At 66.2% G+C, this 13762-nt stretch carries 12 protein-coding genes; 4 read left to right on the top strand and 8 right to left on the bottom strand.

Annotated elements, in window-relative coordinates; all coding sequences use genetic code 11:
• Positions 1 to 277 precede the first annotated feature (277 nt).
• Entirely contained in the window at positions 278 to 1036 is a 759-nt protein-coding gene (locus OUY36_RS02690) for a substrate-binding periplasmic protein (RefSeq protein WP_267936666.1), read from the bottom strand.
• Positions 1037 to 1527: 491 nt separating this feature from the next.
• Here OUY36_RS02690 and OUY36_RS02685 point away from each other — a divergent pair, with 491 nt between their 5' ends.
• Positions 1528 to 3501 (top strand): AAA family ATPase, encoded by a 1974-nt coding sequence (locus OUY36_RS02685; protein WP_267936663.1) that lies wholly within the window; start codon positions 1528 to 1530, stop codon positions 3499 to 3501.
• 25 nt (positions 3502 to 3526) lie between these two features.
• On the opposite strand, the gene OUY36_RS02680 is transcribed toward OUY36_RS02685, so the two are convergent.
• Positions 3527 to 4606 carry a GlxA family transcriptional regulator gene (locus OUY36_RS02680; RefSeq protein WP_267936660.1) on the bottom strand — a complete coding sequence of 360 codons (1080 nt, stop codon included), beginning with the start codon at positions 4604 to 4606 and terminating at the stop codon, positions 3527 to 3529.
• Between the two features lie 111 nt (positions 4607 to 4717).
• On the opposite strand from OUY36_RS02680, the gene OUY36_RS02675 reads away from it, so the two are divergent.
• Positions 4718 to 5995: a tetratricopeptide repeat protein gene (locus OUY36_RS02675; RefSeq protein WP_267936658.1), complete on the top strand. Its 1278-nt coding sequence runs from the start codon at positions 4718 to 4720 to the stop codon at positions 5993 to 5995.
• Positions 5996 to 6032: 37 nt separating this feature from the next.
• On the opposite strand, the gene OUY36_RS02670 is transcribed toward OUY36_RS02675, so the two are convergent.
• The 4 genes from OUY36_RS02670 to OUY36_RS02655 are packed head-to-tail and all read right to left on the bottom strand — an operon-like array spanning position 6033 to position 9011.
• Positions 6033 to 6650 carry a TPM domain-containing protein gene (locus tag OUY36_RS02670; protein WP_267936656.1) on the bottom strand — a complete coding sequence of 206 codons (618 nt, stop codon included), beginning with the start codon at positions 6648 to 6650 and terminating at the stop codon, positions 6033 to 6035.
• An 18-nt stretch (positions 6651 to 6668) separates the two neighbouring features.
• Positions 6669 to 7397: a TPM domain-containing protein gene (locus OUY36_RS02665; protein WP_267936654.1), complete on the bottom strand. Its 729-nt coding sequence runs from the start codon at positions 7395 to 7397 to the stop codon at positions 6669 to 6671.
• A complete protein-coding gene (locus OUY36_RS02660; protein ID WP_172974153.1) occupies positions 7394 to 8017 on the bottom strand; it encodes a LemA family protein in 624 nt (207 codons plus the stop codon). The genes OUY36_RS02665 and OUY36_RS02660 overlap by 4 nt, the downstream gene beginning before the upstream one ends.
• Before the next feature lie 46 nt (positions 8018 to 8063).
• A complete protein-coding gene (locus tag OUY36_RS02655; RefSeq protein WP_267936652.1) occupies positions 8064 to 9011 on the bottom strand; it encodes a LysR family transcriptional regulator in 948 nt (315 codons plus the stop codon).
• Between the two features lie 101 nt (positions 9012 to 9112).
• Between OUY36_RS02655 and OUY36_RS02650 the strand changes: the two genes are divergently transcribed.
• The gene (locus OUY36_RS02650) at positions 9113 to 10126 is read left to right on the top strand and encodes a zinc-binding alcohol dehydrogenase family protein (RefSeq protein ID WP_267936649.1); all 1014 of its coding nucleotides are present in this window, start codon (positions 9113 to 9115) and stop codon (positions 10124 to 10126) included.
• 6 nt (positions 10127 to 10132) lie between these two features.
• On the opposite strand, the gene OUY36_RS02645 is transcribed toward OUY36_RS02650, so the two are convergent.
• Both OUY36_RS02645 and OUY36_RS02640 read right to left on the bottom strand, forming a co-directional pair.
• A complete protein-coding gene (locus OUY36_RS02645; RefSeq protein WP_267936647.1) occupies positions 10133 to 11356 on the bottom strand; it encodes a CaiB/BaiF CoA transferase family protein in 1224 nt (407 codons plus the stop codon).
• Between the two features lie 120 nt (positions 11357 to 11476).
• Positions 11477 to 12658: an acyl-CoA dehydrogenase gene (locus OUY36_RS02640; RefSeq protein WP_200290001.1), complete on the bottom strand. Its 1182-nt coding sequence runs from the start codon at positions 12656 to 12658 to the stop codon at positions 11477 to 11479.
• 175 nt (positions 12659 to 12833) lie between these two features.
• Between OUY36_RS02640 and OUY36_RS02635 the strand changes: the two genes are divergently transcribed.
• A complete protein-coding gene (locus OUY36_RS02635) occupies positions 12834 to 13739 on the top strand; it encodes a LysR family transcriptional regulator (protein ID WP_267936645.1) in 906 nt (301 codons plus the stop codon).
• Positions 13740 to 13762 lie beyond the last annotated feature (23 nt).

Below are 13762 nucleotides of genomic sequence, written 5' to 3'. Positions count from 1 at the left end.
GTCAGGAATGCGGTTGGAGCGATCCCGCTCCACTGAGCTAAGGCAGTCCAAACCGGCAAAAAATCCCCTGCCGTTTCGTTTTCCGGTGATTTACTGGTGGAGCTGGGCCAGGCGGATGGCATCTGCGAGTCAGCGCCAACCAGCTCTCGCTGCGGCGGCCCGCGCAGCCGAAGGCCGCACAGGCACGGCTCGTTCATGTTTCGATTCGAGAGGCAGATCGGGCCGCGCAAACAACCTTGGGGACGATCACCCGCCCCCCTGGCGGCATGGAACGCCATCAGTTCAGGTAACGCTGCCCTGCCTGTTGCAGCAACCCCTCCTGTTTCATTTGGTCGAGTGTTCGCTGCAGTTTCTCGACGACCGCATCCGGCGTTTCCTTGTTCAGCGCCAGGTAGAGATCGACCCTGCTCAGTGTCAGCGCCACGACCAGCGGGCCGACGCCAGCCTGCTTCGCCTCGTATTCGCCGGAGGGGTTGGTGGTCGCCCACAGATCGAACTGGCCGGCCTTCAGCTTGGCCGGCGTATCGATCAGCGAACTCTGCACCTCGATGCCGCGGTTGATCAGGTACTGACTGCCCACGCTGCCATCCTTCGAGCCGATTCGATACTGCCTGGCATCTTCCAGGCTAGAGACCTGAACCTGGCTTTCCGGGGTCTTGAGCAGCACGATCTGGATCTCGCTGAGCGGACCGACCCACTTGTACTTGGGCTCGCGCTCGGGGGTACGACTGAGGGAGAACACGGCGAAGCCTGGGGTCTTCTCGGCCAGTTTTTGCAGGCGGCTCCACGGGAAACGCAGCGTCATCGCGTAGGGCACGTCCGCGCGCTTGAACAGGGCGGCCACCACGTCGGCGTCGATGCCGCTGATCGCATCCTCCTTGGCGAAATTCTTGCCATCGTCGGCCATGCTGAAGGGTGGAAAGTTTTGCGTGAGCAGGTTGATCATTTCCCCGTCGGCACTGGCCGAGGCAAATGGCAGGAGGGCAATCAGCGCGCCCAGGAAAGCGCAGCGAAAATATTTCTTGTTGGTCGGCATGTTGAGATCTCGGGTCGATCGGACATCGTTATGCCGCACCGGCATCGGTGCCGGGCGGCTGTCGGCAAGTTCTTATTGCGCCCGGCTCGTGACAAGCGACCGCGCGGCGATGAACCCTAACAGCGCCTGGCAGGACACTCTCTGCGTCGGATCACTTACGTGCGTGCTGCCCTCCGATGGTGGCTCCACAACGCAGGGGCAAATGCAGAGCCACGGCATTTGGCGCTAGTTTTCGTTCCCCTGGCGGCTGGTCATTCGTCGAAAACCTGCGAGCCGTTCGTCGCGTAGCCACCCCCATGGTGGCACTTGCCGTATTCTCGCCGGCTATCGGAGTCTGCGGACCCGAGACACAGTCGGGCATATAAATCGCATCCAACGCATCCGAACTGTGGCGCGCCATGCAAATGGCGCCGCGGGGCTTCCCGCAAAACTGTGGTCCGCCCGCGGGCGGTGGTTTGTCGAAACGTCGGGGCTACCCGACTGGATGTGAAATGAAAACACCTCGTCTGCTACAAGGTCGTCGCGGCCCTGTACTCGCCATTTTTCTGCTCCTGCTGATCGCCGCTTGCATTACCTATTGGCAGCTGCAGCCCAGCTCTCCGTCGACGCCAGCCACTGGCGCGGCGGCGAGCATGCTCGAAGCCCTGCAGGACTCCACCGATCCCTGGCAGGCCAATCGCCGCGACCTCTCGGTGCTGGTGAATGACCTGCGTGGCGCCAACATCGCCAGCGCCGCGCTGGGTAAGGACGCGGTGTACGTCAGCCTGCACGACGGCCTACGTTACTGGGTGCCGGATCAGTCCGGTCGCGTCGCCGGGCTGCTGCTCGAGCAGTACGCGAAGGGCAGCGGCGAACTGTTCCCGTTGGCCATGTTCCAGACCGACGCGGAAAAGCCGTTCTACACCTACCTGCTGCCGTACTCGCCAATTGCCCTGCTGCTGCTCGGCGCGACAATCTTCTTCGCCATGAAGACGCGCAGCTTCGAGGTCCAGCGCAAGGGCAGCGGCGTGACCTTCGCCGATGTGATCGGTGCCGCGGAGGCCAAGCAGGCCCTCAGCGACGTCACCGCCTACCTGCGCGATCCGGCCGCCTACGCACGCCTTGGCGCGCGCCCACCCAAGGGTGTGCTACTGACCGGCGAGCCCGGTACGGGAAAGACTCAGCTGGCCAAGGCACTGGCCAGCGAATCGAATGCCAGCTTTATCCAGGTCACCGGCAGCGATTTCTCCTCGATGTATTTCGGCGTCGGCATCCAGAAGGTCAAGGCGCTGTTCCGTACCGCACGCAAACAGGCGCCGTGCATCATCTTCATCGACGAGATCGATGGCATCGGCAAGCGCGCCGAACAGCAGCGTTCCAGCGATGCCGAGAGCAACCGCATCATCAACCAGTTCCTTGCCGAGATGGACGGCTTCGACGGCGCCAGCGGCGTGCTGGTGCTGGGCGCCACCAACTTCCCCAATTCACTCGATCCGGCGCTGGTGCGCGAAGGCCGCTTCGACCGCTCCATCGCCGTCGGCCTGCCCGGCCTCGATGACCGTGAGGCGCTGTTCCGCCTGTACGCCGGCAAGATCAGCGCGGCGACCGATCTGGACTTCCCGCAGCTGGCGCGCAATACCGTAGGCCTCACGCCAGCTGCGATTGCCTATATCGTCAACCATGCGGCGCTGCTGGCGGCACGCGCGGGCGCCAAACAGGTCGACATGGCGCACTTCGTCGATGCGGTGGAAACCTGCCGCATCGGCGAGCAGCCTTCCGGCGTGACGCCGATGTCCGCCACCGACCGCAAGCGCATCGCCGTGCACGAAGCCGGCCACGCGCTGGTGGCCGCGGCGCTGAATGTCGGTCGGGTGGAGAAGGTCACCATCCTGCCGCGCGGCCAGGCGCTGGGCGTGACCCTGGTGACGCCGGTGGAAGACAAGCGGCTGCACATGTATTCCGAACTGCGCAATCGCATCCAGATGCTGCTGGCCGGCCGTGGTGCCGAGCAGCTGTATTTCCACGAGGTATCCTCCGGTGCCGGGCAGGACCTGCAGGAAGCCTCGAAGATCGCCCTTTCCATGGTCGGCGCCCTCGGCATGGGGCCGCGTGGCTCGCTGCTGAGCCTGCAGGCCGTGCGCGACGCGCACCTGGACAGCGATCCGCGCGAAGCGCTGGAAGCGGCCGATGAACTACTGCAGCAGCTCAACCAGGAATGCCTGGCTCTGCTGCAACGGTTGAAACCGGCGCTCGACCACATCACCGAACGCCTGCTCGCGGTGGAAACCGTGCCAGGGGAAGAGGTGCTGGCGGCCATCGAACGGTTGCCCGTGCAACATCACGAAGCCAGCGTCAGCTCGATCATCGGCCATGCGCTGAATAGCATCGACCGCGTCGCGGCCAGCGCCATGGACAGCACCAACAGCTTCGAACTGCCGCCGGTGGTATCAAACGAGCCGGATGACGACGGCCCGACCCGGCTCTGAGCCGGACATACCCGGCGCCAGCTGCTCAGTGCAATGCCGGCGCCCGCTCCTCCTGCAAGGTGGCGATGCCGGCCAGGCGCCGCGACAGCACGCCGAAGCGTCGCCGGTACTGCGCCGGCGTGAGGCCGACCTTGCGCCGAAACAGCCGACCGAAGAAACCGGCGTCCTGATAACCGACCTCCCAGGCAATCGCCTCCACCGACAGCTCGCCGCTCTCCAGCAATTGCTTGGCCTCTTCCAGACGCAGGGTGTGGATGTAGTTCAGCGGCGTCAACCCGGTGGCCAGGGCGAAGCGGCGCTGGAAGGTCCGCTCCGGCAGGCCGCTGATGCGCACCATGGCACTCACCGGCGCCTCCTCCTCGTAATGCTGTGCGGCCCATTCCTGGCAGCGGGCGATGATCGGATCGGCCAGCTGACCGGTGCGCATCATCGCCGCGTAGGCCAACGGGCTGGTGGCGTCCCAGTCGAACAGGTTCAGCCGCGCCACCTCCATCGCCTCGCGCGCACCGACGAACCGGGCGATGAGAAACAGCCCCAGCGCATGCCAGCTGCTGCCACTGCCGGACATCACCAGGCGCTGGCCGACACCGGTGCTGACCAATGCCTTGTCCGGATGCCAGTGCACGTCCGGGTATTCGCGACGCAGGCAATCGCAGTAGCCCCAGTGCGAAGTCCCTTCGCAGCCGGCCAGCAACCCGGTACGCGCCAGCAGCATGGCTCCTGAGCAGGCCGCCGCCAGCGTCGCGCCAGCCGCATAGCGCTCGCACAGCCACTGCGCCTCGGGCGCGTAGCGATCATCGAGCGGCTCCCAGGGTCTGACCGCCAGGTTGCTGACGATCACCACATCGGTCGGCGGTGCATCGTCCAGACTGGAATGAGGGTGGACCGGGATATCGTTGTAGACCCGCAGCGAGCGTCCGTCGCGGCTGACGATCAGCGGCAGGAAGGGCGAAGCCACGTCGGCGCGGTGCAGCAATTGCTGCCAGTCGCGACGGGCACCCAGCAGCAGATCGTAGAGGCCGAACAGCGTCGAGGCCGTACTGTCCGGCGTCGCCAGCAGAGCGACGGTCAATGGCGGACGTTCGGCGATCTCTGAGCGGGCCATGGCGGAAATAGCCGGTTTGTTTCCAGGATGACTGGGGTCTAACGCAGACGTAACCCCGAGTATGGGCGCGTTGGCCGACGCCAACGAACCGGACTCATGGAGCATAGAACAATGAAAGACGCACACGGGTACCAACTGACCGGCTGCAACAGCGAGGCGCAGGCCCTGCTCGATCAGGCGCTCGCCCAGTTCCGCTGCCTGCACGCCGACTCGCTGGCGACCACCGAAGCCACACTGCAGGCCTCGCCGGAACTGGTCATGGGCCATGTCTTGCACGCCTGGCTCTACCTGCTCGGTACCGAGGCGGCCGCCCTGCCGGTGGCCCGCGCCTCGTACGAGCGCGCCCTGGAGCTGCCGCACAATGACCGCGAAGCCCGCCACCTCAAAGCGCTGGGGCAGCTGCTGGATGGCCGCTGGCACGCCGCCGGACGCGTGCTGGAAGACCTCAGCATCGACTATCCCCACGACATGCTGTCGCTGCAGGCCGGACAGCAGATCGACTTTTTCACCGGCGATGCACGCATGCTGCGCGACCGCATTGCCCGCGTGCTGCCGGACTGGTCGCTGGAACTGCCTGGCTACCATGCGCTGCTCGGCCTGTACGCGTTCGGACTGGAAGAATGCGGAGACTATCGGCTCGCCGAGCGCTATGGCCGTGAAGCGATCGCGCTTCAACCCGACGACGCCTGGGCGCAGCATGCGGTCGCGCATGTGCTGGAGATGCAGGGGCGGCGCGAGGAAGGCATCGCCTGGATGCTCGGCAATCCGGCCTGGCAGCAGGACAGCATGCTGGCGGTGCACAACTGGTGGCACCTGGCGTTGCACCACATCGAGCTCGGCGATTGCGGCGCGGCCCTGGACCTGTTCGACGGCCCGGTGAATGGCCATCAGAGCACCCTGACGCTGGAGCTGATCGACGCCAGCGCACTGCTCTGGCGGCTGCAACTGCGCGGCGTGGATGTCGGCGAACGCTGGACGGGCGTGGCCGAGCGCTGGGCTGCGATGGCGGCAGACGGCAACTATGCCTTCAACGACTTCCATGCTGCGATGGCTTTCGCCTGCGCCGGCCGCGACGACCTGCTGGACCTGTTGCGCGAAGCCCAGCGACGAGCCTGCGCGCGGGACGACGACAACGCACGCTTCACCGGCCAGATCGGCGCTCCGGGCGTCGAGGCGGTGGTGGCCTTCGTCGAGGGCGACAACGGGCGGTGCGTGGAGCTGCTGCGCTCGATCCGCAATCAGGCGCAGCGTTTCGGCGGCAGTCATGCACAGCGCGACCTGGTCGACCAGACACTGATCGCCGCGGCCGAGCGCGGTGGTCAGCAGCGCCTTGCGCGCGCCCTGCAGCGCGAGCGCCAGCTACTTGCCGAACAACGGCGCATGCAGTGAAAGGACGGCGCCCACGGGCGCCATCGCTGCTGGAGCCTTAAGGCAGCACCACCAGCCGGTTGGGCAGTTCGTTGCGTTCGTGGGTCTTCGGCACGTGCTGCGCCAGCAGCGAACCACTGGCCTCGATGCAGCCGAGGAAGCCTTCGAGCACCTGGCCCTGCTTCACCCGCTCGGTGAAGCAGGCGACGACAGACTCCCAGGCGGCATTGTCGATGCGGCTGGAGATGCCGCGATCGACCAGAATCTCCACATAGCGCTCTGCTTCGGAGACGAAGATCAACACTCCGGTGTCGCCTTCAGTGTGATGCAGATTGAGTTCGATGAACTGCCGCCGCGCCAGGTTGCAGGCGCGCCAGTTGCGCACCGAACGCGGGATTAGATGGCTGGTCAGCGCCGGCATGCGGAACAGCACCGCGAGCACGATAAAGGTCGCCCACTGCACCAGCAGCAGCTGCCAGGCGCTCAGCCAGCCACTGAAGAACAGCAGCGCGCCGGGTAGCAGCAGCGCGATCAGGCCGGCCCACAGCAGCGGGATGTAGTGGTAGTCGTCGGCCTGCGCGGCCAGCACCGTGACCAGCTCGGCATCGGTGCTGCGCTCGACGCGCTCGATCGCTTCGGCTACCTGTTGCAGTTCGCTTTCGCTCAGTAAGGTCATCGTCTATCCATCATTGATTTACCAGCCGCCGGAAGCGCCACCGCCTCCGAAACCGCCGCCGCCCCCACCGAAGCCACCACCGCCGCCCCGCCCCATACCACCAAGCAAGGCGCCCAGCAGCAAGGCACGACGACCGCCACCGCGGCCACCGCGCCCGCCGCCGATGACGAAAATTGCTACCAGCATGAGGAAGAAACCGAGAATCCCGAGGCCACCCGGTTGTTCCTGCGCCATCGGCATCACCGGCCGCAGCTCGGCCGGCAATGGGTCGCCGCCAAGCACGGTGATGATCGCCTCTGCACCCTCGGTGATGCCGGCGGTGAAGTCGCCGCGCTGGAACGCCGGCGCGATGATCCGGTTGATGATGACCGAGGACTGCGCATCGGTGAGCCGACCTTCCAGGCCGTAGCCGACTTCGATGCGAATCTTGCGATCATCGCGAGCGACGATCAGCAGCGCACCGTTATCCTCGCCCTCTTGGCCGATGCCCCAGGTACGGCCGAGCTCCAGACCGAATTCCTCGATGCTGCGCCCGCCCAGGTCCGGAACCGTAACAACGACAACCTGCTCACCGGTCGCCTGCTCGTGGCCGGCCAGCATGCTGGCCAGCCGCGCCTCGGCCTGGGTGTCGAGCAGCTCGGCACGATCGACCACGCGGCCGGTCAGCTCCGGGACCTCGACTTCCTGGGCGACGAGGTTACCGGCCCAGAGCAGCAGGATCAGCAGTAGCGAAAACCTGGAGGTCATTGAAACTGCACTTGTGGCGCTTGCTCGGCATTCTCGGCGGTAGCCTCGAAGTTCTCGCGAATCGGCATGTCGCTGTACATCAGCGTGTGCCAGATGCGGCCAGGGAAGGTGCGGATCTCGGTGTTATAGCGCTCTACCGCCGCGATGAAATCACGCCGGGCCACCGCAATGCGGTTCTCGGTGCCTTCGAGCTGCGATTGCAGGGCGAGGAAGTTCTGATTGGATTTGAGCTCCGGATAGCGCTCGGATACCGCCATCAGCCGGCTCAGGGCGCCGGTCAGCTGATTCTGCGCCTGTTGGAACTGCTGCAGCTTCTGCGGATCATCCAGGGTGCTGGCATCGACCTGAATCGACGTGGCCTTGGCCCGCGCTTCCACCACCGCGGTGAGGGTTTCCTGCTCCTGACGAGCGAAGCCCTTGACCGTTTCAACCAGGTTGGGAATCAGGTCGGCACGGCGCTGGTACTGGTTCTCCACCTGCGACCAGGCGGATTTCACCTGCTCGTCGTAACGCGGAATGTTGTTGATGCCGCAGCCGGCCAGCAGCCAGGACATGAGGACGACAACCGCCAGTTGCCAGGTGTTTCGAAAACGCTGCGTCTGCATGATGCGCTTGTCCATTCTGTTAACCAGTACGCAGATAAGAATAGCCAAGGGCCATAAGAGTTCAGGCCGACGATGAAACTCCCTCCGCCGCACGCTGCGCCCACGGTGCCCGCGTCAGCAGGGCTGCACAACGCGCCTGCAGATGCTCGTGGAGCAACCGTACCGGCTTGCTCAGCTGGGCCCGGTGGGCGCAGAGCAGGCCCAGTGGCGCCGCTTCGCCGAGGCACTCCGGCAACAGCACCCGCAGGCGACCGGCCGTCACGTCATCGGCGATGTCCAGCCACGACTTGTAGGCCAGCCCGAGGCCGGCCAGGGCCCAGCGTCGCACCACATCGGCATCGTCGCTGACCCGATCACCGCTGACCTGCACGGTGCGCCCCCGGCGGCCCTCCTGAAAGCACCAGCGGTCGTGCACGCGTCCGGCGAGCATGAAGCGCAGGCAGTTGTGCCCGGCCAGTTCGTCAAGCTGCTGCGGCGCGCCGTGGCGCTGCAGGTAGGCCGGCGCAGCACACAGCACCCGGCGATTGCCAGCCGCCACCGGCAGCGCCACCAGGCTCGAATCCTGCGGCTCGCCGTAACGCAGGACCAGGTCCACCGGCTGCCGGTACAGGTCGGTCAACCCGTCGCCCAGCAGCAGGCGCAGCTGCAACTGCGGATGGCGCGCCTGGAATTCGTCGAGCCAGGGCAGCAGGACGTTGCGACCGAAGTCCGATGGCGCCGACAGCTGCAGCACGCCGCTGATCGCCTCGCGCCCTCCAGCGAGCGTCTGGGCGCCCTCGTGCAGGCTGGCCAGAGCCGCCCGGGCATGCAGCAGATACGCCTCACCCTCGGCAGTCAGCCGCAGGCTGCGGGTGGAGCGCGCGAACAGTCGCGCCCCCAGGCTCGCCTCCAGGCGCTTCAAGGCCGCACTGGCCACCGCCGGCGACACGTCGAGCCCGCGCGCGGCCGCGGAAAGGCTACCGCTGTCGGCGGTGCGAACGAACAGCTGGAGGTCGTCGATACGCAACATTTTCAAAATCCTGTTGAAAGAGCCTCGCTTATCACCCCGTTTTTCCGCCGAGTCAAATAGCTGAGCATGCCCTCCCAACCGAATCCATACGGAGCAACAGCATGAAAGCGGTCGCCTACTTCGAATCCCTCGCCATCGACGATCCCCGCGCGCTGCAGGATGTGGAACTGCCCGAGCCGGTACCCGGCCCGCGCGATCTGCTGGTGGAGGTGCGCGCCATTTCGGTCAACCCGGTGGATACCAAGGTACGCCGCAACACCCAGCCCGAGGCCGGTCAGCCGAAGGTGCTGGGCTGGGACGTCGCCGGTGTGGTCGTCGGGGTGGGCAGCGAAGTCAGCCTGTTCAAGGTCGGCGACGAGGTGTTCTACGCCGGCTCCATCGCCCGCGCCGGCGGCAACAGCGAACGCCATCTGGTGGACGAGCGCATCGTCGGGCGCAAGCCGCGGAGCCTGAGCTTCGCCGAGGCCGCCGCACTGCCGCTGACCGCCATCACCGCCTGGGAGCTGCTGTTCGAACGCCTGCAACTGGTGGAAGGCCAGGGCGCCGGGCAGCAGTTGCTGATCGTCGGTGCCGCCGGCGGCGTCGGTTCGATCATGCTGCAGCTGGCCCGTCAGCTCACCGAGGTCAGCGTGATCGCCACCGCCTCGCGTCCGGAAACCCAGGCCTGGGCCCGCGAACTCGGCGCCCATCATGTCATCGACCATAGCCAGCCGCTGCACGCCGAGCTGCAGCGCGCCGGTTTCGCCAGCGTCAGCCATGTCGCCAGCCTGACCCAGACCGATCAGCATTTCGACCAGCTGGTCGAGGCACTGACGCCCCAGGGCCGCCTGGCGCTGATCGACGATCCGGCCCAGCCGCTGGACGTGATGAAGCTCAAGCGCAAGAGCCTGTCGCTGCACTGGGAGCTGATGTTCACCCGCTCGCTGTTCGAGACGCCGGACATGATCGAGCAGCACCACCTGCTGCAGCGCGTCAGCCAGCTGGTCGATCAGGGCGTGCTGCGCACCACCCTCGGCGAGCACTTCGGCACCATCAACGCGGCCAACCTGCGCCGCGCCCATGCCCTGCTGGAAAGCGGCAAGGCCCGCGGCAAGATCGTGCTGGAAGGTTTCTGACAGCTTTTAGATAACCCCGGCCTGGCGCAGGTCGGCGATCTGCTCGTCGTTCATGCCCAGCAGGCGCTGCAACAGCGCCTCGCTGTGCTCGCCGAGCAACGGCGGCGGGTCGCGGTATTCCACTGGCGAGGCGGACAGCCGCAGCGGGCTGGCCACCTGCGGCACGCGGCCGGCCAGCGGGTGCGGCATCTCGACGTTCAGCCCGCGATGCTGCACCTGCGGGTCGGCGAACACCTGCGCCAGGTCGTTGATCGGCCCGCAGGGCACGCCGGCCTGCTCCAGCGCACTGACCCATTCGGCCGTGGTGCGGAACACCGTGACCTGGCGGATCAGCGGAATCAGTTCGGCGCGATGGGCAACCCGCGCGCGATTGGTGGCGAAGCGGGCATCGGCCGCCCACTCGGGACGCCCGGCCACCTCGCAGAACTTGCGGAACTGACCGTCGTTGCCGACGGTGAGGATGATGTCGCCGTCGGCAGTGGGGAAATCCTGATAGGGCACGATGTTCGGATGGGCATTGCCCATGCGCCTGGGCGCCACGCCGGTGGTGAGGTAGTTGAGCGCCTGGTTGCCGAGGCAGGCGACCTGCACGTCGAGCAGTGCCGTGTCGATATGCTGGCCCTCGCCGCTGCGTTCGCGATGTGCCAGCGCAGCGAGCACGCCAACGCTGGCGTACAGGCCGGTGAGAATATCGGTCAGCGCCACGCCGACCTTCACCGGCCCGGCACCCTCCTCCGCATCGCTGCGCCCGGTCAGGCTCATCAGCCCGCCGAGGCCCTGGATCATGAAGTCGTAGCCGGCGCGTGTGGCGTAGGGCCCGTCCTGGCCGAAACCGGTGATCGAGCAGTAGATCAGCTGCGGATTGATCGCCTTCAGGCTTTCGTAATCCAGCCCGTAGGCGGCCAGCCCGCCGACCTTGAAGTTCTCCAGCAGCACATCGCACTGCGCCACCAGCTCGCGGATGATGCGTTGGCCCTCGGGCCGGGTGAAGTCGACGGTCAGCGACTGCTTGTTGCGGTTGGCGGTCAGGTAATAGGCGGCCTCAGAGGTGTTCTCGCCGTGCTGATCCTGGAGATAGGGCGGGCCCCAGTGGCGGGTATCGTCGCCCGTGCCGGGGCGCTCGACCTTGATCACCTCGGCGCCGAGGTCGCCGAGAATCTGCCCGCACCAGGGCCCGGCAAGTACGCGTGACAGATCGAGAACGCGGATATGGGACAGGGCGCCGGGCATGGGCGAAACCTCGAAGCTCAAGTGAACGTAGGGTGGATCGGGGCGCGTAGCTGACGCTTCACCCATCCACCGTGCGTGGCCAACGGTGGATGAAAAGAGCGTCATCCACCCTACGAACCGTCAGAAGAACGCCTGAATGCCGGTCTGCGCGCGGCCGAGGATCAGCGCATGCACGTCATGGGTGCCCTCGTAGGTGTTCACCACCTCCAGGTTGACCAGGTGCCGGGCCACACCGAACTCGTCGCTGATGCCATTGCCGCCCATCATGTCGCGCGCCATGCGCGCCACATCCAGCGCCTTGCCGCAGCTGTTGCGCTTCATGATCGAGGTGATTTCCACCGCGGCGGTGCCCTCGTCCTTCATGCGGCCGAGGCGCAGGCAACCCTGCAGGGCCAGGGTGATCTCGGTCTGCATGTCGGCCAGCTTCTTCTGGATCAGCTGATTGGCGGCCAGCGGGCGACCAAACTGCTGGCGGTCGAGCACGTACTGGCGCGCGGTGTGCCAGCAGAACTCGGCGGCGCCGAGTGCGCCCCAGCTGATGCCGTAGCGGGCACTGTTCAGGCAGGTGAATGGCCCCTTCAGCCCGCGCACGTCGGGGAAGGCGTTCTCTTCCGGGCAGAACACGTTGTCCATGACGATCTCGCCGGTGATCGAGGCGCGCAGGCCAACCTTGCCGTGGATCGTCGGGGCGGACAGCCCTTCCCAGCCTTTTTCCAGCACGAAACCGCGAATCTCGCCGGCGTCATCCTTGGCCCAGACCACGAAGACATCGGCGATCGGGCTGTTGGTGATCCACATCTTGCTGCCGGACAGGCGATAGCCGCCGTCGACCTTTTTCGCCCGCGTGACCATCGAACCGGGGTCAGAGCCGTGGTTCGGTTCGGTGAGGCCGAAGCAGCCGATGTATTCGCCGCTGGCCAGCTTGGGCAGGTACTTCTGCCTGGTCGCCTCGTTGCCGAACTCATGGATCGGCACCATCACCAGCGAGGACTGCACGCTCATCATCGAGCGGTAGCCCGAATCGATACGCTCCACTTCACGGGCGATCAGGCCGTAGCACACGTAGTTCAGCCCGCTGCCGCCGTAGGCTTCGGGGATGGTCGCGCCGAGCAGGCCGGTCTCGCCCATCTCGCGGAAGATCGCCGGGTCGGTGCGCTCATGGCGGAAGGCTTCCAGCACTCGCGGCGCCAGCTTGTCGGCGGCGAACTGCGCGGCGCTGTCACGCACCATGCGCTCTTCTTCGGTCAGCTGCTGGTCGAGCAGCAGCGGGTCGATCCAGTTGAAGCTTGCTTTGCCGGCCATTCGGGAGGCTCCTCTTGTTGTCTTCGGCACCGCGGGCGCGCGGGCGGGATGGGCTGATCCTAGGCGCCGCAACGGTGCGTCGCAAACGAGGATTTCGCACCGAGCTGTGCGTTTCGCTCACTCCGAGATAAGCTTTGGTCCGATTATCAGGCTCATCACGTGAGGTCTTTGCATAATGCGCCGCAAGATTCCCAGCACCGCCGCGCTGATCGCCTTCGAGGCCGCCGCCCGCCACGAGAGCTTCACCCGCGCAGCCGACGAGCTGGCGCTGACCCAGAGCGCCATCTGCCGGCAGATCGGCGGGCTGGAGGAATTCCTCGGCCTGGCGCTGTTCCGCCGTTCGCGGCGCGGCGTGAAGCTGACCGCCGCCGGCCAATCCTACGCCCGTCGCATCGCCGCGCAGCTGGACGCGGTGGAGCGCGACACGCTGTCGGTGATGGGCCAGCAGGGCGCCATGAGCCTGGAGCTGGCCGTGGTGCCGACCTTCGGCACCCAGTGGCTGGTGCCGCGCCTCAGGCATTTCCAGGCGCTGCACCCGGAGATCACGGTGAACCTGACCAACCGCACCCGGCCCTTTCTCTTTGCCGATACCGAGTTCGATGCTGCCATCTACTTCGGCGATGCCGACTGGTCCGGTACCGAGGCGCACTACCTGATGCCCGAGGACCTGCAGCCAGTCTGCAGCCCCGCCCTGCTGCGCGACGCTCAGCCGTTCACGACCCAGGCCCTGAGCGAGCTGCCGCTGCTGCAGCAGACCACCCGGCCCTATGCCTGGCGCCAGTGGTTCGATTCGTTGGGGCTGAAAGTCGCCCGCGACATGACCGGCCCGCGGCTGGAGCTGTTCTCCATGCTGGCGCAGGCGGCCGAGCATGGCATGGGAGTAGCGCTGATCCCGCCGTTCCTGATCCAGCGGGAACTGGCCGAGGGGCGGCTGGTGCTGGCACATCCGCACGCCTATCGCAGCGAGACGCGGGCGTATTACCTGATGATTCCCGAGCGCAAGGTGGAGTCGGCTGGGCTGGTCGCGTTCCGGGACTGGTTGAAGGAGCAGGCGAGAGTTTGGGAGGGGGCAAGCTCCTAACGAACTCATTGCCGCCCCAAGAG

Origin of the sequence: Stutzerimonas sp. R40042, from assembly GCF_026642215.1 — a bacterium.
In the GTDB taxonomy this organism is placed as follows: domain Bacteria; phylum Pseudomonadota; class Gammaproteobacteria; order Pseudomonadales; family Pseudomonadaceae; genus Stutzerimonas; species Stutzerimonas frequens.
This window is presented reverse-complemented; position numbering and strand designations above follow the sequence as displayed.